The 24,712-nt window shown below is 66.6% G+C and carries 18 protein-coding genes; 6 read left to right on the plus strand and 12 right to left on the minus strand.

Translation table 11 applies throughout. From position 1 onward, the window contains the following. Positions 1-30: 30 nt before the first annotated feature. Positions 31-288 carry a hypothetical protein gene (locus MYCSP_RS00865; RefSeq protein ID WP_070912166.1) on the plus strand — a complete coding sequence of 86 codons (258 nt, stop codon included), beginning with the start codon at positions 31-33 and terminating at the stop codon, positions 286-288. Here the strand turns inward: MYCSP_RS00865 and MYCSP_RS00870 are convergent, their stop codons facing one another. After that, the gene (locus MYCSP_RS00870; protein WP_088413017.1) at positions 289-3,495 is read right to left on the minus strand and encodes an arabinosyltransferase domain-containing protein; all 3,207 of its coding nucleotides are present in this window, start codon (positions 3,493-3,495) and stop codon (positions 289-291) included. It lies immediately after the preceding gene. After that, positions 3,492-6,785, minus strand: coding sequence for an arabinosyltransferase domain-containing protein (locus MYCSP_RS00875; RefSeq protein ID WP_088413018.1), 3,294 nt, complete (start codon positions 6,783-6,785; stop codon positions 3,492-3,494). Before MYCSP_RS00875 ends, MYCSP_RS00870 begins: the two co-directional genes overlap by 4 nt. A 180-nt stretch (positions 6,786-6,965) precedes the next feature. Between MYCSP_RS00875 and MYCSP_RS00880 the strand changes: the two genes are divergently transcribed. Further along, the gene (locus MYCSP_RS00880) at positions 6,966-8,120 is read left to right on the plus strand and encodes an ATP-binding protein (RefSeq protein ID WP_083018747.1); all 1,155 of its coding nucleotides are present in this window, start codon (positions 6,966-6,968) and stop codon (positions 8,118-8,120) included. 73 nt (positions 8,121-8,193) lie between these two features. Here MYCSP_RS00880 and MYCSP_RS00885 read toward each other — a convergent pair whose 3' ends face one another. The 7 genes from MYCSP_RS00885 to MYCSP_RS00915 all read right to left on the minus strand — a co-directional run bounded on the left by MYCSP_RS00885 (position 8,194) and on the right by MYCSP_RS00915 (position 17,056). Further along, positions 8,194-8,376 carry a hypothetical protein gene (locus MYCSP_RS00885; protein WP_070912170.1) on the minus strand — a complete coding sequence of 61 codons (183 nt, stop codon included), beginning with the start codon at positions 8,374-8,376 and terminating at the stop codon, positions 8,194-8,196. A 118-nt stretch (positions 8,377-8,494) separates the two neighbouring features. Continuing rightward, entirely contained in the window at positions 8,495-11,719 is a 3,225-nt protein-coding gene (locus tag MYCSP_RS00890) for an arabinosyltransferase domain-containing protein (RefSeq protein WP_070912171.1), read from the minus strand. A 19-nt stretch (positions 11,720-11,738) separates the two neighbouring features. After that, positions 11,739-13,628, minus strand: coding sequence for a galactan 5-O-arabinofuranosyltransferase (locus MYCSP_RS00895; RefSeq protein ID WP_088413019.1), 1,890 nt, complete (start codon positions 13,626-13,628; stop codon positions 11,739-11,741). A gap of 7 nt (positions 13,629-13,635) precedes the next feature. Further along, positions 13,636-14,415, minus strand: coding sequence for a decaprenylphospho-beta-D-erythro-pentofuranosid-2-ulose 2-reductase (locus tag MYCSP_RS00900; protein WP_070912173.1), 780 nt, complete (start codon positions 14,413-14,415; stop codon positions 13,636-13,638). Positions 14,416-14,435: 20 nt separating this feature from the next. Further along, a complete protein-coding gene (locus MYCSP_RS00905) occupies positions 14,436-15,845 on the minus strand; it encodes an FAD-binding oxidoreductase (protein ID WP_083018752.1) in 1,410 nt (469 codons plus the stop codon). Positions 15,846-15,865: 20 nt separating this feature from the next. Further along, positions 15,866-16,279, minus strand: coding sequence for a GtrA family protein (locus tag MYCSP_RS00910; RefSeq protein ID WP_070912175.1), 414 nt, complete (start codon positions 16,277-16,279; stop codon positions 15,866-15,868). 15 nt (positions 16,280-16,294) lie between these two features. Next, positions 16,295-17,056: a class I SAM-dependent methyltransferase gene (locus MYCSP_RS00915; protein ID WP_157886139.1), complete on the minus strand. Its 762-nt coding sequence runs from the start codon at positions 17,054-17,056 to the stop codon at positions 16,295-16,297. A gap of 273 nt (positions 17,057-17,329) precedes the next feature. Here MYCSP_RS00915 and MYCSP_RS00920 point away from each other — a divergent pair, with 273 nt between their 5' ends. Next, positions 17,330-18,994: a dihydroxyacetone kinase family protein gene (locus MYCSP_RS00920; protein WP_083018756.1), complete on the plus strand. Its 1,665-nt coding sequence runs from the start codon at positions 17,330-17,332 to the stop codon at positions 18,992-18,994. A gap of 7 nt (positions 18,995-19,001) precedes the next feature. Here the strand turns inward: MYCSP_RS00920 and MYCSP_RS00925 are convergent, their stop codons facing one another. Together MYCSP_RS00925 and pdxR are read right to left on the minus strand one after the other, a co-directional pair. Continuing rightward, positions 19,002-19,826: an alpha/beta fold hydrolase gene (locus MYCSP_RS00925; RefSeq protein WP_083018759.1), complete on the minus strand. Its 825-nt coding sequence runs from the start codon at positions 19,824-19,826 to the stop codon at positions 19,002-19,004. A gap of 63 nt (positions 19,827-19,889) precedes the next feature. After that, on the minus strand, positions 19,890-21,323 hold the full coding sequence (gene pdxR / locus MYCSP_RS00930; RefSeq protein WP_083018761.1) for a MocR-like pyridoxine biosynthesis transcription factor PdxR: 1,434 nt from the start codon (positions 21,321-21,323) through the stop codon (positions 19,890-19,892). Between the two features lie 50 nt (positions 21,324-21,373). On the opposite strand from pdxR, the gene MYCSP_RS00935 reads away from it, so the two are divergent. The 3 genes from MYCSP_RS00935 (at position 21,374) to MYCSP_RS00945 (ending at position 24,078) form a co-directional block, all read left to right on the plus strand. Continuing rightward, on the plus strand, positions 21,374-21,850 hold the full coding sequence (locus MYCSP_RS00935) for a carboxymuconolactone decarboxylase family protein (protein WP_167346504.1): 477 nt from the start codon (positions 21,374-21,376) through the stop codon (positions 21,848-21,850). A gap of 108 nt (positions 21,851-21,958) precedes the next feature. Next, positions 21,959-22,540 (plus strand): hypothetical protein, encoded by a 582-nt coding sequence (locus MYCSP_RS00940; protein WP_083018799.1) that lies wholly within the window; start codon positions 21,959-21,961, stop codon positions 22,538-22,540. A gap of 44 nt (positions 22,541-22,584) precedes the next feature. Continuing rightward, entirely contained in the window at positions 22,585-24,078 is a 1,494-nt protein-coding gene (locus MYCSP_RS00945; RefSeq protein ID WP_088415347.1) for a bifunctional phosphatase PAP2/diacylglycerol kinase family protein, read from the plus strand. Here the strand turns inward: MYCSP_RS00945 and MYCSP_RS00950 are convergent. Further along, entirely contained in the window at positions 24,032-24,712 is a 681-nt protein-coding gene (locus MYCSP_RS00950) for a phosphatase PAP2 family protein (protein WP_088413023.1), read from the minus strand. The genes MYCSP_RS00945 and MYCSP_RS00950 overlap by 47 nt on opposite strands.

A 24,712-nucleotide genomic window follows, 5' to 3' on the forward strand; every position in this document is an offset into this window, starting at 1 on the left:
CCCCTGACCTGTCCGAAGTGTGAGTCGCAGATGCTGTCGACGAAGTGGTTCGGTGTGCGCACATTCCAATGCACGGGTTGCGCCGCTCTACTGCTGGAGCAGGACAGCCTGCAGCAGTTCGTGGACGGCGCCGCGCGCTTCGGCCCGTCGGCGCATATCGACCAGCCGCCGGCCGCACAGCCGTACTCGTACCCGCCGCCTCCAGCTGCCCCGCAGGACTACCGCGGCATCATGGGCGGACTGTTCGGTGGTGGTGGCCACGGCTATCGCCGCCGCGGCCACCACTAGCTAGGGCTTGATCCGAATCTGGTTCGGCTTCCACAGGCCGCTGTGCACCTGTGAGCCGTACTCGATCTGTGCGGGCTGGGCATCGACGATGGTGTCGAGCTTGCGCAGCGAGCCCCAGTCCCTGCCCCAGTCCTTCGACAGGTAGGTAGGCATCACGTGCGCCCGCAGCAGCAGGTCGGTGATGCCGAGTAGGCCACCGTTCTCGCCGTCCTGCCAGGTGTCGGTGTCCTTGCGCTTTTGGTCGTAGTCCGGCGTGATGCGGAACTCGGGGACCTCGGTGATCCCGTACTGGTGCAGCATCGGCTGTTGGCAAGGAAAGACCAGTCCCACGGTCCAGTCCAGAAGGACGGGCCGCTTGCTACCCACGTACTCCTGCAACGACTTCAGCTCCGGAACCCGTGGCGGGGCGAAGGCGAGCCAGTCGCCGGGCGTCAGCGATCCGTCGATCGCGATAATCCGTACGGCGGTCGCGGTATCGGGGATATCCGAACGGGCGAAGCGCAGGTTGCGCCAGGACGGCGCCGGCCCCAGGTCGTAGGGCGTGAGACGCCCGGCCGGGATGAACGCGCCCTCCGGACCGGTGGTGCCGTACTCCAATTGCAGTGTCTGACCGGATACCGGACCCTTGACGTTCTTGGCCGCGATGGTTCCGGCCGCCGTCACCACGATCAGGGGGTGCGCGGCATCGCGCGCGGGCAGCCGATACCAGTCGGAGCTCACCTTCGCCTGCTGCTGGGGCCCCACACGGTAGGAACCCACGATCGGCACGCGCGCCGGATCCAACCCGTAGGGCAGGCGCACGGTGGAGCCGTTGATACCCGGAGTCTTGTTGCGGTCCTTGGAGTCCCAGTCGTAGTCGGTTCCGGGCCGAGAGTCGGTCATCCGGATGGACTCGGCGACGATCTTGTCCGGCACGCCGTCGGCGGTGAAGCCGGAGGGATCGGTGCCACCGAGCGGGCCCAGCGGGCCCCCGGGCGCGCCGACTGCCGGCAGGAAACCGTTGTTCGCGTCGGACTCGACGAGGACGTCGTCGGCCAGTCCGCATCCGCCCGCGAGCTCGCGGATGTTGGCCCAGCCGTTGGAGTACGACGGGTATTGCCGTACGACGCCGATCGCCAGCTGGCAGATGGAGGTGAGCACCATGAATCCGGCGGCCCAGGCGACCGGCGCGGAGGTGATGGACCGCGTGATGCGGTTGTCCTCATGTCGCGGCGAGAAATGCAGCCATGCGGCATACGCCACGGCGAGCGCGAACAGCGCGAAAAATATTGTGCTGACGCTTATTCCTGCAATCTTGGGCATGCTGCTGTTGAACGGGATGCCGAAACTCGAGACATACCACCAGCCTGCGGCACTGGCCCAGCTCAGGGCCAGCACGAAGAGCACCGTTGCCACCACGGCCATCCGGTTGCGACTCCAGCGCAACACTGGTGGCGACACCAGAACCGTGGCCAACGCCGCGACGGCCGCGCCAAGGGCGGCGAAGAGTCCGAAGTGGTGCACCCACTTGGTGGGTGCGAACATCAAGAAGAAGATGGTGCCGAAGACGACACCCAGCACGCGCCAGGCGGGTCCGCGAGCCACCCCGGCAACGCGCTTGCGGCGCAACAGGATGAACATCGAGATGAACAGGCACGCCGCGATCAGCAGGAACCCGAAGCGCCGCGATACCGAGCCGTCGACGGTCGGCAGGAACATGTAGTAGTACCGCAGGTTGTCGGTGTACCACGCCTGGGATGGACCGATGGCCGTGCGAATCCTGGTGGCCTCGAACACGGTTGCCAGGGTCTGATCGGAGAACACCACCGGCAGGATGACCGTACCGGCCGCCAGCATCGGCGCCACCAGCGGCCAGGTGCCCACCTGGCGATGCTTGGTCACGATGATCCGCAGAATGGGCCGGCCACCGGCGAGTAGCGCGGCGACGGCGATCAGACCCGTCGGCTGGATGCCCAGGGTGAAGGCCGCGGTGATGGTGGCCAGCGCGGCGGGCGTCAGTCGGCGTGAGGTGATGGCGCGCTCGATGAGCACCCAGGTGATCAACGACCCGACGGCGATCTGTCCCTCGGGCCGCAGACCGTTGTTGAACGGGAACCAGGACGCCAAGAGCACGAAGCCTGCGGCCCACGCCGCAGGCCTGCTGCGTGCGACGGCAGGACCCAAGCGGGGCAGCACTTCCCGGCTGATCAAGAGCCAGCAGACCAATGAGGCCACCAGGTCGGGCAGCCGGATCCACAGGCTGATGTCGCTGACCTTCGTCATGATGGCCAGCAGGTTGTAGTACCAGCCGAACGGGTCTTCCGGGCTACCGAACCAGCGGAAGTAGTTGGCCATGTACCCGGCATGCTCGGCCGTGCGTGCCATGCCCATCTGATAGCCGTCGTCCGACGATCCCGCGCCGATCACGTACCACAGCACCAGGGCGCCCATGATCACGGTGTCGGTGAAATCGAAACGGCGCCAACGGGTCGGGATGATTCGCTGCATGCGATGGCCGTCGGTCTGGTCGATTCGCCACAGCGCCACCAGCGCGCTGATGGTGGAGATCACCGCACCCACCATCGCGGCCAGCTTGAGAAGGGTTGGGCTCGAAGAGAACCGGGTGTCTATGTGGGCAGTGAGGCTCAGCCCTGCGGGAGCGGGGCCGCTGAGCTGGGTGAAGACCCCGACGATCTGTGGGCGCAAGTTGGGATCGGGGAACCCGGTGCTCAGTTCCTTGCCGGTCTTCTCGTCTCGGAGACCCTCGAAGGTCGCGAAGGTGCCCTTGTCGGACGAGGTGATGACGATCTGTCGGCAGTCGGGAGAGGCGACCTTGGTGCGGGGCACGCTGGCAATCACCACGTTGCGATCGGTGACGTCGACGCGCTCTTTGGTAACCCGGACGAAAAGGCTTTGGAGCGCGGCCTCTTTGCCCTCCGGCGGTGCGGTGCCCACGATGACCGCACCGTCCGCCGGCGCGGAGGCGGCGACGGTGCACGGCACGGTCACCGTCATGTCCATGGGTGTCTGGGTGATCAGTGGTGCGGTGACGTTGTTCAGTTGCCCCTGCTGCGGCCAGTTGAGCGTCGCGGTGGACACGGTGACCGGCAGCAGCGGGATGGAGACGCTCAGCACGAACCCGAGCAGACCGAAAACGGTTGCCGTCCAACGTGCGATGTTCAGTTTGCGGGCCTCAGGGGAGACGTCTGTCACGGATCTCTCTGTCATGGCAGGGCTCGAATCGGTCCTTTACGGGTCCAGCCGTTCACGACGACGGAGCCCTCGGTGAGTTGTGCATCGGGTGCCAGCGCCGGCGCCACGATGGGTTCGTACTTCTCGATCGAGCCCCAGTCGCGGTACCAATCGTTACGCAGGTAGGTGGGAACCGACGAGGTGCGCAGCAGCGCCGTGGTGAACATGAACGGCCCACCGTCCTCGGCCGACATCCACATGTTCGAGGACGTGGCGACCTGCTTGTGCTCGGGCATCACACGATACTTGGGCAGCTCGGCCACCCCGAGACGCTCGCCGAACGGCCGCTGGCACGGGAAGTTCTGCGCGACAGCCATATCCAGGAGTACCGGCGTCTCGGAGCCCAGCAGGTCCTGCGCGGTCTTGAGGGTTGGTACTCGCGGTGGGGTGAACGCCAACCACTGGTCGCTGGATAGGTTCGGGTCGTCGGCGACGATGCGAACCACATTGGCACCGGGTGGCGCGGTCTTGGTCGGGAACCGCAGGTTACGCCAGACCGTTTGCGGCCCAATGTCAATGGGGTAGTCCTGGCGAAGAGCCCTGACGCCGCCGGGGCTCTGCTGGTCGCGGACGCCCCATTCCAGCTTGAGCGGCTGGCCGTAGTTGATCTCGGGGTTGAAGGTGCCGTCCTGCTGGAACGACCAGATAGCGCCCGCGGCCGAGATCACCACCAGCGGACGGTCGGGGCTGGCCGGCGGCAGTTCGTACCATGACGACTTGAGATGTGCGGCAATCGTATTCTCGCCGTAGCTGCCCATCACCGGGGTGCGGGCGGGGTCCAGTCCGAACGGCAGCAGCGCACTGGATCCGTTGATCCCGGTGGGGCCGACACCGCCGGTGGTCCCGGCCGCGTCGCTCACCTCCATGATCGGCGCGTTCGGCGAGGCGTCGGAGTTCACCAGGCCCGGCTTGCCGATGACGGGCAGGGATGTCATGCCAATACCCACACCATCGGGAATGAAGCCGACGGGATCCATGCCGCCCAGGGGGCCGTACTTGCCGGACTGCTGTCCCGGAACGGGTTGCAGCAGGCCCTCGTTGGCGTCCGGCTCGACCAACACGTCGCGGGCCATGGCGCATGGATCGCTACCGGTCAGGGCCAGCAGGTTGGCCTTGCCGGTGGTGTAGGTGTCGCTGCGCGCATAGACGCCCTTGGCCAGCGAGGTGACCTCGAGGATCACCATGATGGCGGCCACGATCATCAGCGGAGTGGAGGCCAGCAGGCGGTTGCGACGGGTGTTCTCGACTTCGGTGTGTCCGGCGTAGTCCAGACGGAAGTGCAGCCACCCGGCGATCAACGCGGTGATGATCGACAGCACCAGGAACATCGTGGTGACCGGGTGGCTGGCGATGACCGGCTGCTTGTCGAACCAGGGCACGCCGTAGTTGCCCACATAGAACCAGCCGTTGATGCCGGAGGTCGCCCAGGCCAGGATGAACAGCAGTGCGGTGACATACAGCGCCAGGTTCCGTCGCGAATGCAGTCCGACGCGCGCGAAGGTGAACGCGGCGACCGCACCGAGCGCACCGGCCAGCCCGGCGAAGATCCCGAACTGGATGGCCCACTTGGTGGGGGTGAAGGTGAGTAGCAGCAGCCCGATGGCGGTGCTGCCGATGAGGCGCCACACTGGCCCACTGGCCAGGCCCGGCAGTACTCCGCGTCGCAGCAACACCGCAAGCGTGCCGAAGAGGCAGAGCAGCAGGATGAACACCGCGATGCGACGGGTCAGCGACCCGTCGACATTGGATTCGACAGTCAGGAAGTAGTAGCGCAGGAACTCCTGGTACCAAGCGATCGTCGGCCCGACCACGTATTTGATGCGCGCGGATTCGGCGACGGTGGCCAGGGTCTGATCCCGGAAGGTGAAGGCGAACACGCCCGCGACCGCCGCGGCCAACACCGCGATGGGGGTGAAGCGTCCGTACCGCACGCGCCGCACCGCCACGACACGGGCGATGGCGCGCCCACCCGCGAGTAGCGGCCCGAGTGCGATCAGCCCCTGCGGGGCCACGGTCGCGGCGAGCAGCGCGACGACGATCGCCAGCGCGGCGGGGGACAGGCGGCGGGTCGCGATGGAGCGCTCCACCAGGATCCAGGTGAGCACCGTGCCGAACACGATGATCGGTTCGGGCCGTAGGCCGTTGTTGAAGGGCAGCCAGGCGGCCAGGAAGACCAAGGCGCCGGTCCACACGGCCGTCCGGCTTGCCGCGAGCTGTTCACCCAATCGGGGCAGCATCTTCTTGCGCAGGATGTACCAGGTGCCGATGCCGGCGAGGGTGGCCGGCACCCGCATCCAGACACCGACGGTGCTCACCTGCGTGAGCCAGCTCAAAAGGGTTGCATACCAATCGAATGGGGATGCCGTGGCGCCGAAGTAACGGTAGTACTCGGTGACGTATCCGGCCTGGTGAGCGACCCGTGCCTCGACCAGGACATTGCCGTCGTCGGAGGTGATGGCGCCGATCACATGCCAAAGAAGAAGTGTGCCAACAACTCCGATGTCGGCGACGCCGTTGGTGAGCAGGTCCGCGCGACTCGGCAGGCGGAAAGATTTCCGGGGCAGCTTGCGCCCACCGCGTTCCAGCACGGCCAGTGCCCCGATGGCGATCGCCACCGCGGCGATGCCGAGCACCATGGCCGCCAGTTTCACTGTGGTGGGAGTGGTGATGAATCGGGTGTCGACCACCACATGAGCTGTCGGCCCGCCCGCCGCGGGCACCTTCAGATCGGTGAACAGGCCGGTGACCTGAGGCTTGTTCTCGATGGACAGGGTGCCCTCGGTGCCTGGGAGCCCGGCGAAGTTGGCGCCGACGCCGCTGGCGTTGGCCCAGATGTCCAGTGAGGTACAGCCGCCGGATTCCACCGCCTTACGCGGAGCGACCGTCGCGACGTTGTCACGGAAGGCGACGACCACCAGATCGGTGGTCGCCCGCACGAACAAGGCGTGCCGGCTTGCCTCGAAGCCTCCGTCGGGACTGGTGGACAGCACCACGCCGCCGGCCGCGGGCAGGGTCGCGATGGCGGTGCAGGGGATGTGTGCCTCGAAAGACAGCGGTGCGCCGGACACCAACGGCGCCGTGATGCCGGTGATGTTCCCGTCGGCATTGACTCCCTGGGGCCAGGTGATGTCGACGGTGGACTGGCGGACCGGCAGCAGGGGGACGAGCACGCACAACAGCACACCGATGGTGGCCGCAGCCAAAGAAATCAGACGTGCCCGGTGGGCTGTACCTGCTGTCGCGGACTGTGAAAGCGGCGAAGGCACGAGGGCGATGGTATGTGACGAAGCTTCGCGCACCGGAATGCAGCGCGCTCGGTTGGCCGGATTGAGACCTCTTTACCCGATACTGATTGATACCTTGGTGAAAGTATCGAAAAGTATCCGTGATGTCGGACTCGGCTGATACCTATTGATACAGACCTGCGAAGTATCAAGTGAGGACATATGCAGCCCAGCCCGTACACGCCAGGCCAGGTGGCGCGCGAGGTGGTCGGCCGTGCCGAACAGCTTGCCGAGATCGGCGAGCGGCTGATGTACATGGCCGAGCTCGGCCGGTTGATCGGGCGTATCCGTGTCGATACCGGACCGCGCGGGGTCGGAAAGACCTCGTTGTTGCGGGAGGTCCAGCGCGAGGCGGAAGCACGGGGCGTGGCGACGGTGTGGGTCACCGCAGGAGGGGACGAGCCGCTCGTGGCGGCGATAGCGACACAGATCCGTGCGCGGGCAGCGGGGTGGGGAAAGAAGTCGCGCGGGCGTCTGGTGCGTGCCATCGATCAGCTGAGTGTCACCGCGGGCGTGCCGGGTGTGGCTCAGGTCGGCGCGACCATCAAACCCGCGCAAGGCGCCGCCGAGCCGTCGTTCAAGGAATTGATCGTCGAGACCGCCACGGCGGCGCGCGAGGAGGGGCATCGCGGTCTGGTGCTGTTGATCGACGAGGTCCAGGACGCCGACCGGCCGGGCCTGCGCACCCTGGCCGTCAGCTGGCAGGACCTGCAGGCCGAGGCCAGTACCCTGCCCGCCGGGGTTTTCGCCGCGGGCTTGCCGCAGACACCGGAGATCATCAGTGCCGCCGCTACTTTCAGTGAAAGGTTCGCCTACCGCACACTGCATCGACTCGGCCCGGAGGCGTCCAGGGTGGCACTCGTCAAGCCCGCCGCCGCGGTCGGAGTCGACTGGGCCGAGGAGGCGCTCGATGAGGTTGTCGTGCAGACGCACGGATACCCGCACACCCTGCAGCTGTACGCCGACGCCGCGTGGGCGCGTGCCGGATATCCGGGCCCCGGCGGCCGGATCCAGATATCCGATGTCGAGCATGCCGCCCGGCAGGTCGCCGAGGACATGGATGCGCTCTTTCGGGCGCGCTGGAACAACGCGACCCCGGTGCAGCAGCAGTTCATGTCTGCCATGGCGCAGTCACTCACCGATGATCGGTTGGCCGGACGGTCCGACATCGCGACCAGCATGGGACGCGATTCGCGGGCCATCAGTGCCGCCCGGGCCGGCCTCATCGACAAGGGCCTGATCGCCGTCGCGGGTCATGGGCTCCTGGAGTTCACCATCCCGGGGTTCGCGGAATTCGTTCGCGAACAAGACGGTTGACCACCACGCCGACGCGTCGTGTTCTACGCCGCGCACGCGGTAACGCATCGCAAACGGTAGTCCCGGCGCTCGGTCAGTCGTTGTGTGGCGACTTCTCCCGGATTGCTCCCGAGCGTTCGCATTTCGGATCGACCTTCACCGGGTGGTGCGGGCAGGGTTCGTCGTCCTTCGGTTTCCCGTGGCTTGGGAACGCCGTCACCAGGCACGACGCCAGGGATGCGGTCACCAAGAACTGCCAAGCGATTTGTCGCAGCACGGCCGGCCTTCCTCTGGGATGTCTGTACTGACAACCCCATTGAAGTTGGCCGACGTTTTACTGGCTTCCGATAACTTGCCAGTTTCTATCGGAAATCAGCCAATCGAACGTCTGGCGTTCATCTGCTCTTGCGCAGCGGCCCGGGCGTCCAGAGTCCGCTGTGCACGGCGGTGCCGAGCTGCAGCTGCGCCTCGGTGGCGTTCCGGTAGTACGGCGTGAACCGTTGCAGCGCACCCCAATCGCGGAACCAGTCATTCTGTAGATAGGTCGGCACCGGGGTGGCCTTCAGTAGAAGCTCGGTGATGCCCAGGGGGCCGCCGCCGAGGTAGTCCATCACCGGCGAGTTGGCCTCCGCGCCGAAGCGGTCGGGCAGGATGCGCCACTTCGGAATCTCGATGACACCGTTCTTGTGGTCGAACGGTCGCTGGCAGGGGAAAGCAAGTCCGACAAGCCAGTCCAGGAAAACGGGATCGGATCCCACGACCGACTGCAGCGAGCGTAGCGAGGGAACTCGGGGCGGGGTGATCGCAATCCAGTGCTGCGGTGCCAAGTCGTCATCGGTGACCAGCAGCCGGATCCGGGTCGCATTTGTCGGGATCGCATCGCGGGACAGTCGCAGGTTCCGCCAGGCCGGGGATGGTCCCAGGTCGGCGAAGGAGATGGCGCCCAAGACCTTTCCGTCCTCGCCGGCGAACTGCACTTGCAGTTCGACCGGATCGAATCGGCCGGCGGCCGCCAGCACGACCAGTGGCTTGGTGGCGTCCTTGGGAGGTAGTCGATACCACGCCGACTGCAACCGGGCCGGGCGCTGGCTGCCTACCTGATAGCTGCCCATCACGGGTGTGGTCTCTGGCTTGAGGTCGAAGGGCAGGCGGGCGCGGGAGCCGTTGACGCCGGCCACGACGGTGGTGCCGCCCTCGGTGTCCTGGCTGCCGTTGGCGTTACCGCTCTTGTCGCGTTCGACGAAGCTGTCGGAGCCCTGCGGGTTGTTCTCCTCGTCGGCCGACACGTCCGACGGAATTCCGTTGGGATCGAACATGATGTTGGTATCGGCGGCCAGCGCCTGACCGACCGGGGCGTCGATCGGCTGCAGCATCCCGGCATTGGGGTCTTCCTCGACCAACACGTCGTTGGCTAGCCCACAGCCGTTTCCGCGCAGCGCGTCGAGGTTGGACCGCCCGACCGACCAGGCGGGGTACTGGTTGATCATGCCCGCGGTCAATGAGAAGACCGACCAGATCACGACGATCCAGGTGCCGACGGCCAGTGGGGATTCGGCGATGCGCGCGAGCACCGGATGCACGGGCGTGCGGCCGGGATGGTCACGGCCGGTGAAATGCATCCAGGCGGCTATCAAGATGGCGAGCACCGACAACCCGAAGAACACGGTGCTGATGCCAAAATGCCATTGCGGGAAGGAATTCGACCACGGCACGCCGAAGTTGGAGACGTACCACCAGCCGTTCACGCTGGAGAAGGACAGCGAGAGCACGAACAGCACGATCGCGGCGTAGAGCGTGCGGTTACGCGGAGAACGCATGGCCGCCGCGGTCACGGCCACCGCGGCCAGCGCGCCGAGCGACCCGGCGAGGCCGGCGAACACGCCGAAGTGGTGGGTCCACTTGGTGGGCGTGAACATGATCGCCACGAACGAGATCAGGGTGATGCCGATGATCCGTCGGCTGGGCCCGCTCGCGGTGCCGGGAATCTTGTTCTTACGCAAGGTCATCGCCACTGCCACGCCGAGTGCGATGAGCAGGGCCAGTACCGGGAATCGGCGGGAGATGGCGCCGTCGGTGGTCGGCAGGAACAAGCGCTCGTACCGGACGTGCTCGTCGAACCAGTTCAGCGACGGACCGACCGCGGATTTGAGCGCGTTGGCCTGCATCTCCCCGATGAGGGTTTGATCGCGGAAGATGACGATGAGCGTCACCAGCCCGGCCGCCAGGATCGGCGCCAGCAGCGCGGCGTAGCCGAATCGCTTGGCGCGCTTGGCCACGATGGTGCGCAGCGGACCGATCGCGACCAGCAGTGCGCCGATGGAGGCGATGCCCGTCGGCCCGGAGAACAGAGTGAGCGCGCCGATGATGCACGCGGCCGCCGCCGGCAGCAGTCGGTTGGTGGCAATGGAGCGCTCGACCGAGCACCAGGTCAGCAGGATGCCGAGCGCGATGATGGGCTCGGGCCGCAGTCCGTTGTTGAACGGCAGCCAGAACGCCAGGAACATGGCGGCCGCTGTCCACGGCACCACGGGGTTGGTGCGCGCGGCATGCCCCAGCCGGGGAATTACCTCACGACTGATCACCGCCCAGCACAGCAGACCCATGGCCAGGGTGGGCAGACGCATCCAGACGCTGGCGGTGCTGACGTGCGCCCAGATGGTCAGCAGGTCGTAGTACCAGCCGAAGGGCGATTCGGGAGTCCCGAACCAGCGGTAATAGTTGGCCATATAGCCCGAGCGTTCCGCGACGCGGGCCATGGTCAGGATGTAGCCGTCGTCGGAGGTGTTGGCGCCGACGAAATGCCACCAGACCAGCACCGCCCCGACAAGTGCGTCCAGGGGTCGCGGCTTCCACCAGCCCTCGGGCATGAAGCGCTTGTGGCGGCGCCCGTCGGCAGCGTCGAGGGTGTGCAGGGCGACCAGCGAGATCGCGGTCAACAGAACGCCCAGGACCATCGCGATGAATTTGAGGGCGGTGGGGGAGCTGCTGTAGCGGGTATCGACGGTCGCGGAGAGTTTCAGGCCCTCGGGCGCGGGCCCGGACAGATCGGTGAAGATACCGACGATCTGCGGCCGGAAGTCGTACCCGCCACGTTCGCCGGAGCGTGGCTGCCCGGGCTTGGCATCCTTGGGTCCCTGAATGAGGCCGACGAACTTTCCGGTCACCTTGTCCGAATGCGCCGTCACCTCGAGTCGCTGGCAGTTGGGACCGAGGACTTCGGAGAGCGGAGCCGAGACCACCGGCACATTGCGCACGATCACCACGAGGTCGCCGCCGATGCGCTGGATCAGCATGCCGCGGTCCACCGCGTTGGGGGCCTGTTTGGGCACGGTGGACAGCAGTACGTTGTTGTGACCGTCGAGGCCCTTGGCCGTCGCGCACGGCACGGTGATGGTGAGGTCGGTGGGGACGTATCCGATGAGGGGAGCGTCGACGCTGGCCAGGGTGCCGTTCTGCGGCCAGTCGAGCTGCGCGGTGTCCTGCCGGACCGGCAGCAGCGGCGTGGCGATGGCGAGCAGTGCGCCGAGGAAGCCGGTGACGATCGCGATCAGCCGGGCCCTGCGGTATTCGCCGTCGCCGTCGTTGGCGACCTTCTCCGTCGCGTTCCCCTGAACCGTCACGGAGGAAGATGTTAGTTGGCTACTGAGGTGGTACCCGAACGACCAGGACGAAGGGTCCTATGGTGCGCACGGTGAACCGGGGATCAGCGAACAGCTGCTTGTTCAGCGTCACGGTGTACCGCTTGACGTTCGGCTGGTTGGGGTAGACGTCCTTGGCGAGCCGCAGAGAGTAGTTGTCCCCGGACTGCCGCATCAGTAGGACTGTCGGCGCACGCCAGGGCAGGGCGTCCAGCGCACGAATCATCTCGTCGGCGGTGTGCAGGTCTTCCCAGCTCTTGATCACGGCTGCACGCTTGTCGAACTGCGCCAGCGGGTTTGCGTAGTGCGGCGTCAGTCCCTGGAAGCCGTAGTACGGGTAGAACGCCAGGAAGCTGTAGTCGGCGGTGAGCACCACGACCTCATCGCGCGGCTTGCCGGTGAGTTCGGTGATCGCCTTGTCGATGGCGCCGTAATGACTTTCCGGGCCGGGCGGGCGACGGTCTGCGCGTTGTCCGGTGCCGTCGGTATCGGCGTAGGCGATGACGATGTCGGAGCGCAGGAAATCGGGGATGTCCTGGCTGAATGCCAGTGCACCGGCGAGGCCGACGACGGTGGCCACCAGCGTGGCGGACTTGGCGCGCTGGGCGGCCCAGGCGGCCACCTCGAGGAAGGCGAATGCGCCCGCCGCGGCGAGTAGCACGGTGAGGGTGGGCACCAAGCGGAACGAGAGCAGGGTGGTCTTGGCGAGGGTGGCCAGCATGGACAACAGCGACCACAGATATACGGATGCCACGCCGATCGCGAGCGCCCCGGCACGCGCCGAGCGGCGAGCCCGCACCACCAGCCACACCGTGCCGAGTAGGCACAGCCCGCCGAGCATGGTGGGTTGGAACATGGGGAAGGACAGCTCGGCGCCGTCATTGGGCAGGTAATGCTGTGCCGATGCGGCCTTCTCCAACGAGGCCCGCGAGACCGCGATCAAATAGGGACCCCAGAACACCAGGGCCAGTGCGATGGCGATGCCTGCGATGGCGAGCCAGCGCAGCAGGGGCTCTTTCACGGCGGGCCACCAGCCGTCACGCCGGATCCGGCCGATCGCCACCACCTTGGCCGCGACGGTGATGGCCAGCGCGCCGTACGCGGTGAGCAGTGTGTAGAACAGCGCCGCGAAACCCAGGAACACACCGGTCCCGATGACGGCGCTCCAGCCGCTGCCCGCGGGCGCCCGGAGCGCGCTGTAACCCAGAACCAGCACCGGTGGCAGCAGCACCGTGATGATCGCGCCGTAGGGTTCGGCGGCGGTGGAGTACAGGGTGACGGCGGCGGTCGCGGTGGTCACGATGAGGGCGTACTCGAAGCGGATCATCTTGTTCCACAAGATGAATGCCGCACATACCCCGATCGCCAGCGAGGCGATGGCCCAGGGCTTGTACATCTCCCAGCCGGCGGTTCCGGTGAGTGCCGCCAGCCGCCCGCCGATCCAGAACCAGCCCGCCGGGTAGAACGGCGGCATGTCCGGATAGGTCATGTCGTGCAGCGCGGGCGAGTCGGTGAAACGCGTCAGGTACTCGGTGCGGAACTGTTGGTCCACCGAGATCCCGAACAGGTAGAGCTTGGTGGCGCCCAGGGGCATGCCGATGGTCACCACGGTGAATGCCGAGAGAAACAGCAGGGAAAGCACTTTCGCGACGGTGTGGCGGCCCCGGCGCCAGAGAATCCCGGCCAGCACCAACCCGGCGATGGTGCCGAACTGGCCGACCGTGGTCAGCGCGTGCAGCTGGTTGGACGAGCCGAAGGCCGGCCACTCCACCCGTGCGATGGCGGTGAGCGCGACGACGCTGACGGCGGCGGCCGTGACGACGGCGAGCGCCAGGTCTTTGGTGGTGTCCAGTACGTGCCGACGTGCCGCCTCTGCTGTCTGGGCCGTCATCGTGCGCCTAGACGGGCAGCTTGCGGAAAATGGGACGCGGAACGTGGCGCAGCACCGACATCACAAATCGCCACTGGCCCGGTGCCCAGATCAGCTCCTTGCCCGCGGCGGCCGAGGCCACCACCAACTCGGCGATCTCTTCCTTGTCGACCGTGAACGGCGCCTCCTTGGCGCCAGTGGCCTTCCAATGCTCGATGGTCGTGGTGGTGCGTACCTGGCCCGGCCGGACCACCAGCACGTGGACGCCGAACTCACGCAAGGCCTCTCCGAGGCCGAGGTAGAACCCGTCGAGACCGGCCTTGGTGGAGCCGTAGACGAAGTTGGAGCGGCGCACCCGTTCGCCGGCCACCGAGGACATCGCGATGACCTGACCGAAGCCCTGTGCCTTCATCTTCTGGCCGATCAGCACGCCGACGGAGACGGCGGCGGTGTAGTTGACCTGCGCGCTCAGCACCGCCTTGGCCTGGTTCTGCCAGAGCTCCTCGGCATCGCCGAGAACTCCGAAGGCGACGATGGCGACATCCACATCGCCCTGTGCCCAAGCGGATTCGATGAGTGCGGGGTGGCTTGTGGTGTCGACGGCGTCGAAGTCCAGATACTCGACCGACTTGGCGCCCGCGGCCTTGATCTGCTCGATGGCCGCCTCCCGCTTGGGCGCGTTCGGCAGGTCGGCCAGGATGACCCGCGCTTTGGCGTTCTCGAGGTAACGCTCGACGATGGCCAGGCCGATCTCCGAGGTGCCGCCCAGCAGCAGGATGGTCTGGGGGTTGCCCGTGGCGTCAATCATGTTGTCTTCCTTGCTAATTCTCAGAGCAGCTCGAGGCGGCGGGCCATATCGGAGGCGAACACGCCGTGCGGGTCGGCCTTGCGCCGGGTGGCGATCCATTCGTCGACGCGTGGGTACATCTTGTGGAACTTCTCCGCGCTGACCCGTGAGTCCTTGGCGGTGTAGACCCGCCCGCCGAACTCCATGGCGCGGTTGTCCAGCTCGTTGAGGAACTCGTTGACGCCGGGCTTGTTCGGGAAGTCCATGGCGACGTTCCAGCCCTTCATCGGGAAGCTCAGCGGCGCCTTGTTTCCCGGGCCGAAGAGCTTGAAGACGTTCAGTGCCGAGTAGTGGCCCTGGGTCTGGATCCACCGGATGATGCCCTTGAACTCATCGAGCGCGTCGGGTGGCACCAGGAACTGATGCTGCGCGAAACCCTTTGGGCCATAGGCATACTGCCATCCGGTTGTGATGTCGAGCATGTGATAGAACTGCGTCAGGTTGACGATCTTGCCCTGGTAGTTGCCGCTCATCCGGTAGAACGCCTCGCCGATCGCCATGAGCGACGGCTTGATCATGAAGTTGACCGGGAAGAGGTTCGGGAATCCGGGGAGCTGCGGTGCGCTGAATTTCAGCGGGTCCTTGGCCAGCTTCGCGGGCAGCTGGTCCAATGTGGCCAGGCTGCCGCGGCTCACGGCCGCGCGACCCAGCTTAGGCGGCGGATTGATCAGGTCGAACCAGGCGCTGGAGTAGGTGTAGTTGTCCTCGGTGCCGTCCTGGTGCACCGCGATGGTCTCGTCCAGGTCGTGGGTGGCGACACCGTCGGCGATGAAATATGCGGTCTCGGTGCGGGTCATGGCGATGCGCGCACGCACGACGATGCCCGTCAAGCCGTTACCGCCGACGGTGGCCCAGAACAGCTCGCTGTCGGGCCCGTCGGGGGTGAGGGTGTGCACGTCGCCGTCGGCCATCAACAGGTCCAGGGACAACACGTGGTTGCCGAAGCTGCCTGCGCTGTGGTGGTTCTTGCCGTGGATGTCCGATCCGATGGCACCGCCCACGGTCACCTGCCGGGTACCCGGCAGCACCGGCACCCACAGGCCGAACGGCAACGCGGCCTTCATCAGCTGATCCAGGCTCACGCCCGCGTCCACGTCGGCGACCGCCGTCTCGGCGCTGATCGCGTGCACCTTGTTCAGCGATGTCATGTCGACGACGATCCCGCCGCCGTTGCACGCGTGATCGCCGTAGGAGCGGCCCAGACCGCGTGCGACGATGCCGCGGCGCAGGTGGTCTGGGCTGCTGGAGCTGGCGTCGGCGACCCTGCGGACCGCCTCGGCAATGACGTCGACATCGGGGGTGGAGAGCACGTGCGCCACGGTGGGGGCGGTACCGCCGAAGCCGGTGAGGGCGCGCGGAGTGAGAGGTAGCTCGGACTTCGGAGTTGTCATCGGTAATTGAGCGTAGCGGCTCAGCGGATCCGGAAGATCACCGCGCGCTGGACGACGAAGTTGATGACGGTTGCCGTCCCCTGGGCGATGACAAAGGCCACGGGCACCCGCCACGGCTTGTCCTCAAACTGCATGTAGAACACGTAGTTGATGCCGACCTGGACGGCGTAGGTCAGGCCGTAGAGCGCCATCACCGCGATGAATCGGGCCCGACTGGGCTCGGCCTGGAAGGTCCAACGCCGGTTGATCAGATACGCGGTGGTGGTGCCCGCCACGAAGCTGATGGATTTGGCGATGTTGACCTGCAGGCCGAAGTGCAGCAACAGCACGTACAGCCCGAAGTCGACGATGGCCGAGAGTCCGCCGGTGATGACGAAACGGGTCGCTTGGGTGGTCAGCGACAGCGGCGCCGGCTCGGCTGGGGCATCTGACACGGGCCAGAGCCTATGTCAGGCCGCCTCGCGGAGCTCTAGACGCACCGCCGCGCCCACGCGCATCAGTTCGGTGCGCACCGGCAGCACGCCGGTCAGCCCGCGCATCCGGCGCAGCCGCGATTGGCTCAGGTGGTAGTTCAGCTTCCGCGGTTCGACATGGGCGACGTGGAAGCGTCGGGCCAGCGCGCGGTCGTACTCGCGGCGGCCGCGATAGAAGGTCTTGTGCTCCAAGAATGGGCCCATGCTGGTCCACCATTCGTCGAACGAGGACGTGGTGTCGGCGAATCTGGCCCGGGGATAGAACGCGCGCGACCAGCGTTCGCGGTAACGCGGTGGCAGTCGGTGCACGTAGGGGACGCCCAGGTGTGCCTCGCTGATCAGTTCCTTGGTGGGAAACAGATGGATGTGGACACCTCCGGGCTTGGTGATGCGGGCCAGCTCGTCGACAACGCCGTCGAGCTGTTCGACGTGTTCGAGTACCTGGTTGGAGCACACGAAATCGAAGGTGTGATCGTCGAACGGCAGCGCCTTGCCCGGCTCTAGCAGCTTGATCCGCTGACGGGTGGTTTCGGGGATCACCTCTTTGCCGTCGTGGGCGTAGATCTCGCCCTCTCCGTAGTACGTATCGGCGCCCCAGAAGTCGGCGTCACCGCTCTGTTGGGAGTGCGTGATCAGTCTGCCGTTGCCGCAGCCGAAATCCAGGGCGGTCAGCACCCTGCCCCGGCTTGCGCATTGTTGCCGATACTCGTCAAAGAGCCAGTGTTCGTTGGGAAGCACCGGCAGAGCTTCGCATAGTCTGGTTAAGGGCGTGATCCAAAGATGGCGGGCGGGGTCTTTCGCGCCCGGGTAGGGTCGCGAAGGATTGCTGGAACATCGACGCGTGAGGGGCAGCTATGACGACTCCAGGGCACGGCAGGCATGAGCGGGCCGAGGGTGAGGGCGTTGATCCGCTGATCGACTTGTCACGTGATCCGAACCCCGGAGTCGCCGATCACGCCAAGGACGACGAGTAAGCGCTCGCACTCGGTGCGGGAGTCATAGCGTGACCGCATGGCTTCCTCTCGGAACTTCCTGAACGCGCCCGAGCGCTTCATCCCGGATTCGTTGCGTGGGCTGGTGGCGGCGACCGCCGACCTCCGTTGGAATCGCGAACACGGCTACCTGATCAGGGATTCGCCGTTGCCGCAGGGCCAGGTGGCCATCGTCTCGGGTGGTGGCTCCGGTCATGAGCCGCTGCATGCGGGCTTCATCGGTCACGGCATGCTGACCGCTGCCTGTCCCGGCCTGATCTTCACCTCCCCGAATGCCCTGCAGATCGCGGGAGCCACCGTGGCCGCCGATGCCGGTGGGGGCGTGCTGCACGTGGTGAAGAACTACACCGGCGATGTGATGAACTTTTCCATCGCACGCCAGATCGCCGCGGAATCCGCTGTGCGTACCGATGTGGTTCTGGTCGACGACGACGTTGCCACGGATACCGCGGACGCCGGTAAACCCGGCAGGCGCGGGACGGCCGCCACCGTGGTCGTCGAAAAGCTCTGTGGGGCCGCGGCCGTACGCGGGGACGACTTGGCCGCGGTGGCCGCACTCGGCCGTCGGGTGGCGGCGGCGGCCCGCAGCATGGCGGTGGCGCTCGCCCCCTGCACCGTCCCGGGCTCGGTGGTCCCGTCATTCGACCTGCCCGACGGCGCGATGGAAATCGGGATCGGGATTCACGGGGAGCGCGGTGTCGATCGCGCGCCGGTCGCCACGGCATCGGACATCGTGGCGGCGTTGTTGCCCCGCATCTTGCCCGAGGCCGGGGTGAAGCATGGCGACGAGGTGATCGTCGTGGTGAATGGCCTCGGGGCCACACATTCGCTGGAGCTCAATCTGCTCTTCGGTGAGGTGGCTGCGCAGCTGTGGGCCGCGGGAATCGTGGTGGCCCGAAGTCTGGTCGGCAGCTTCGTGACCGCGCTGGACATGGCGGGCGCGTCGCTGACGGTGGTGCGTGCGGATCCCGAGATGGTCGAGCTGTGGGATGCGCCCACCGGTGCTCCGGCGTGGCCGGCGGTGACGGGCCCGCGGGTTGCCGAGCTCACCGACGGCACGATCGTCGAGCCCGACGACCGTGCCGATCGCGGGGAGGAAAACCGCTGGCTCTCGGCGTTTGTGGAGCGGGTACGCGAGTCCGTGGCGGCACTCACCGAACTCGATCGGAGGGCGGGCGACGGCGACTTCGGCACCAACATGGCTGCCGCGCTGCGGCATTACGTGCTGCCGTTGCGCGGAACCGACGCCGAGGTGTTGTTGGCCTTGTCGACGTCGTACTTCGTGAGGGCGGGTGGCACCTCCGGTGCGGTGTTCGGCACGTTCTTCCGTGCGCTGTACGCCGGGCTGGCCGAGGAACCGTGGTCTACGCACCTGCTTGCGCGCGCGGTCCGTCAGGCGCTGGATCAGATCCAGGCCCTCGGCGGAGCGCGTGTGGGGGACAAGACCGTCGTCGACGCCGTGTCGCCGGCGGCCGACGCCCTCGACGACGCCGCGCAACGGAAACGCTCGCTTACCGCCGCGCTCCGGTCCGCGGCCGATGCGGCATCGGCCGGGGTGGAGGCCACCAAGGACTCACGGGCCGCCCGTGGCCGTGCCAGCTATGTGGGCGATGCGGCGCGTGGCGTCGAAGATCCCGGTGCTCTGGTCATGTCGTGGTTCTTCGAGGCCGCGGCCGACAGGTGATCGCCGCTCACACGCGTTGGGCGGCGAATGCCTCGATCTCTCGCACCATCAGTTCGGGCTGGTCCTCGCTGACAAAGGTGTAGCTGTCGGGCACCTCGACGAGTTTCGCGTCGGGCAGCAGCGCCGCCCAGCGCTCGGCGTGTGCGAATGGGAAGAACGGCAGCTTGCGCGGCCACAGCAGCAGCACCGGCTTGTCAAAGCCACGCAGAGTCTCGGCTGCGGCCAGGGTGTCGCGGTTGTCGATACCGCGCAGGAAGGCCCGCACGTCGCGCCGCACGGCCTTGTCCGCGAGCAGCGGCCGCACCCATTCACCGAGCACCTCGTCGGGGATCGAGTGTTTGGCGAGCGTGTTTCCGAGCGCCCGCCGTGCCCACTTCAGCTTGAAGGGGCGCAACACGAAGTCGGTACCCGGCACGCGCGCCCAGTATTGGAAGACGCGTATCGACAGCGGCAAGAAGTTGTCGAAGGAATCGCAGGGCGTGAGGACCACCCGGCCGATTCGGTCGCTCCCGCCGGCGAGCAGCAGCTGGGTGATGGCTCCGCCCGTATCGGTGGCGACGACGGTCACGTCGTGCAGATCGAGGCCGCCGATCAGCTCGCGGACCAGTCCGGCGACCGATCGTGGAGTGAGCTCGGCGCCGGGATGCATCGGGGCCTTGTGTGCGCCGAGCGGAAGATCCGGCGCGATGCAACGAAAGCGCTCGCTCAGTGGGTCGATGATCTTGCGCCACATGGTCCCGGTGACGAAGAGCCCGTGCACGAAGACGATCGGCGGACCGTCTCCGCTGTCGCGATAGTGGATGGGACCGGCGGAGGACTCGAAGGTAGGCATGCCCCGACTCTCGCCGTGACCTGCTGCCACGACGAGGCATGGCACTGCCAGACAGTGCCACCGTCACAGGCCGGCGGCTTCCAGGACACCGCACAACGCCTCGACGGCCGGTCCGAAACCGTGATCGGCGGGTGTGCCGAAGCTGACCACCACGCCATCCGGATCGGGGATGTGTGGGCCGGCGAGCGGGTGGCGCAGCCGGGAGAGTCCCGCCAGCGCCACACCCGCCTCCGCGGCGCGATACAGCACATCGGGCTCGGCCCCGTCGGGCAGTGTCAGCAGCAGATGCAGTCCCGCCGACAGTCCCCGGACGCCGACGTCGTAGTCGGCGAGACGTTCCATGAGCAGGTCGCGGCGGCGCCGATATCGGGTGCGCATTCGCCGGATATGCCGGTCGTAGTGGCCACCCGCAATGAAGTCCGCCATGGTCAGCTGCGAGATCGCATCGACGTACCACTGTCCGCCGCCCGCGGCCGCGACGGCGGTATCCACCAGTTCCGGGGGCAGCACCATCCAGCCCAGGCGCAGCACGGGCGTCAGGCTCTTGCTTGCCGAGCCGAGGTATACGACGCGATCGGGATCCAGACTCTGCAGCGCACCGACGGGTTGACGGTCGTAGCGGAACTCGCCGTCGTAGTCGTCTTCCAGAACGTAGGAGTCGGTGCGACGTGCCCACTGCACCACCGCGGTGCGCCGAGCCGGGTGCAGCGGAAGTCCGTGCGGAAAGTGGTGGGCCGGGGTGACCAGGGCGGCACGCACATCGAAGTCTTCCAAGTCGTCCACCACCGCACCCGCGTCGTCGAATCCGATCGGTGTGCTGGTGCCGCCCGTCGCCTCGATGCAGTCGCGAAAGATGAACAGGCCGTAGGCCTCCACGGCGATCGGCTGGGTCAGGCCATACATCCGGGTCAGGATTTCCACGGCATGGCGGGTGCCCGCGCAGATGACGACCGAATCGGGTGTGGTCCGCACGCCGCGCACCCGCGCCACGTATTCGGATACAGCCGAACGTAATTCGTGACGTCCGCGCGGGTCCCCGGCGCGCAGGGCCTCGTGAGGTGCGCTGCTCAGTGCGCGGCGGGCCGAAGCAAGCCAGTCGGCACGCGGGAACGCGGTGACATCGCCGGAGCCGGGCATGAGGTTGTGCGGTGGGGGCGAGCCCGCACCGCGCGGCCGTGGCGGCAGTTGATTCTGTCCGCGATTGACTACCCGGGTTCCCGAGCCCTGGCGCGATTCGAGCCAACCCTCGGCGGCGAGTTCGGAGTAGGCCTCGGCGACGGTGTTGCGCGCCAGTCCCAGGTCTGATGCCAGGGTGCGTGACGGCGGCAGCATCGAGCCCACCGTCAGGCGCCCGGATCTGATGGCATCGCGCAGCGCGGAGATCAGCAGCTCGCGTACTCCCCGGGTTCCCGGGGTGATGGTGTGCCGCAGGTCGAGATGCAGGTCGTGGCTGAGGGGCCGCGTCTCCGACGCACTCGAATTGGCCCATGAATTCACGGCCGAATTGAACCATGAAAGTGGGCCTTTACGGCTTTAGCGTTGAGGGCATGACGCACACAATCGAACACACACTGACGACTCCACGAATCCGCATGGAGAAGGTCTCCCCCGAGGTGTACGAGGCCATGATGGCCCTGAGTATCGCCTCGGCCAAGGACGTCGAGCCGAGTCTGGCCGAGCTCATCAAGATCCGCGCATCACAGCTCAACCACTGCGCGTTCTGCCTCGACATGCACACCCACGATGCGCGCAAGCAGGGCGAGACCGAACAGCGCATCTACCTGTTGAACGCCTGGGCCGAGGCCGGCGACATCTACACGGAACGGGAGAAGGCAGCGCTGGCCCTCACCGAGGAGGCGACCGTTCTTTCCGCAGGTGAGCACGTGTCCGACGCCACCTATGCGCGTGCGGCGGAGGTGTTCACCGACCGCGAGCTGGGACAGATCATCGGGATGATCCTGACGATCAACGCGTGGAATCGCATCGCTGTCACTACCCGCAACGCACCTCCTCGCCGTGGATAGCTTTGCCACATTCTTTCCAGTCGGCGTGACAGAAGCGTGATCGTTTCGTAATCTGACCAGGTGCTCTTGGCGAGATGGCGTGCGAAGGACGGGAAGAAGAGGCCCGCGATGCCGCCCTCGCGCCTCGCGGGTCTGGCGCTGTCACTCGTTGCCGGTGCCGCCGTCATGGGGGTTGTGAGCGAAGTCGGCAAGCCCGACGTTCAGCTTTCGATCAAGCCCGAGCAGCAGGCGATCGCGCTCATTGCCGACCTGCCGCGGGCGCAGCGTGACCGGCGCTACGTCTCGGCCGAGGCATTGGCGTTGGAGGCCAGGGCCAGAGCCATCAAGCCCTGCTCGACGGTCTTGGCGGGCGCTCAGCCCGCGGTGGCGCAGGCGGGAAACTTCCTCAAGGGGATGTTCGGCATCGGTGACATCGGCGGTGCGAACGGCCGCGGTGGCGGTGGCGATCATGGTCGCGGATTGGCCCTGGACTTCATGACGAGTTCCAACTCCACGGGTACCGCTCTTGCGAATTTTGTTCTCGCCAACCGTGATCGGTTGGGCGTGACCTACGTGATCTGGCAGCAGCGTTATAACGACGGCAATGGCTGGTCGATGATGGAAAACCGCGGCAGCCCGACCGCCAACCACATGGATCACGTGCACGTGTCGTTCCGGGCCGGCGCCAAGCCGCCGGCCGTCAACTGCTGACGGATAGCCGCCGCCCGGACTCCATGCGGGATATGTTGGGCCGCATGGGTTTCTTTCCATCTCGGAATTCTCTTCGCGGTCTGCGCCAGATCGGCGACGGCCTCGGCACGCTCGACCGCGAAGTCTTCGAAGCTATTGCGGAGTCACCGAGCCCGCTGCTGGACGCCGTCATGCCCCGGCTCACCCGCGCTGCGGACCACTCCAAGCTGTGGATCGGAATCGGCGCCGGGCTGGCGATGTTCGGTAAGCCGGCGATGCAGCGGGGTGCCACGCGTGGGCTGCTGACACTGGCCGTGACGAGCGCCGTCACCAACCAGGTGGCCAAGCGGCTGCGGCGGCGGGAGCGGCCCAACCACCTCTCGGTGCCACTGATGCGGCGCAGCAGGCGCGTGCCCACGTCGTCATCGCTGCCCTCGGGGCACTCGGCGAGTGCGGCGGCCTTCGCGGTAGGCGTCGGTCTGGAGAGTCCGCCGTTGGGCTTTGGGCTCTCGCTACTGGCCGGGTTGGTAGGCCTGTCGCGGGTGGCCACCGGCGTCCACTACCCCGGAGACGTGTTCGCGGGATTCGGGATCGGCGCGGGAATCGCGGTGCTGGGCGCGCGTGTGGTGCCGCCGATCGTGCAGACGGCCGTCCCTGCGGGAGATCCGCTGCGGGTAGAGACCGTCGCGCGCCCCGAGGGCGAGGGTGTGGTGCTGGTGGTCAACCCCGCATCCGGCGACGGCACCGGGCAGCGAATTCTGGATCAGGTCCGGAAGGCTCTGCCACACACCGAGATTGTCGAACTGAACAAGGACGACGATGTCATCGAGGTGATGCGCGCGGCAGCGCGCCGCGCCGAGGTGCTCGCGGTGGGCGGTGGCGACGGCACGGTGGCTTGCGCGGCGGGCGTTGCGGCCGAGATCGATACACCGCTGGCGGTCTTCCCCGGTGGCACCTTCAATCACTTCGCCAAAGACATCGGCTGCGACAGCGTGGCCAAAACGGCCGAGGCCATCCGCCGAGGAACGGTCAGCCGCGTCGATCTGCTCTATCTGAACGAGAGCCAGGTGGTGATCAACACCGCCAGCATCGGGTCGTACCCCAAGTTCGTCCAGATCCGTGAGAGGCTCGAACACCGGATTGGCAAGCCGCTGGCAGCCGTGTACGCGATGCTGCACATGCTGCGGCGCGAGCATCCGGTGCGTATCCGATTCGATAACAAGACCATCCAGACATCGTTGTTCTTCCTGGGCAATTCTGTTTATCTGCCTTCGGGTTTCGCGCCATCGCTGCGCAGTCGCATGGATGATGGCCTGATCGATGTGCGGATCCTGGAGACGGGCCGCAAGTTCAGCGGCGTACGCATCCTGACGGCGCTGGCGCTGGGGCGGCTGCAGCGCAGCCCGCTCTACCACGAGCTGCAGGTGCCCGAATTCTCCTTTACCGCAATCGATGGGCCTACCACTCTCGCGCGTGACGGTGAGGCAGGCGACAAGGTCTCGGAGGCCAGCTTCAAAGTTCGCTACCGAGCGCTGGCGGTTTTTCGGCCGCTGCCCTGACCGGTCGTGGTGGCAGGATCAGCAGGCAGGCAACGAAGTACGCGTAGCCCAACGCCCATCCGGCCATTACGTCCGACGGGTTGTGGACATTGAGCAGAACTCGGCTGACGCCGATCGTCAGAATCAGCGCGCCGCCGAGAACCGCGAGCCAGGGGCGAAATGCCGCAACCGCTTTCGGCGTGAACACCGTGAGTAATGCCAGTACACAGACCATGACACCCAGGGCGTGCCCGGAGGGGAACGAGGATCCGTACGCGTCGACCAACTTGGTCGCAGGGCGCGGGCGTCCCGCCAACAGTTTGGCGATCTCGGTCACCAACGCGCTCAGCTCCACGGTGATCAGCAGGAACACCGCCGTGCGTCGCTGGCGCCGCACCAGCAGCACGACGATGATGACGGCCACGGCCAGGCGGAATGCACCGGGGCCGAAGACGGTGGCGACCACATCCCAGGCGGTGATCCAGCCCGGGTGCGCGATTCCGTAGTCATGCGCCGGCGCCAGCGCCGCGACGTCCAGCCGGGACAGCCAATTCCATTGCTGGGCATAGCCCAGCCAGAGCAGTGCGAACACGATGAGTGCAGCGCAGGCGGACACCAGCAGCCATGCGTGTCCCCGGGCGGATCTCGTCGGCAT

This window comes from Mycobacteroides saopaulense, from assembly GCF_001456355.1.
GTDB lineage: Bacteria > Actinomycetota > Actinomycetes > Mycobacteriales > Mycobacteriaceae > Mycobacterium > Mycobacterium saopaulense.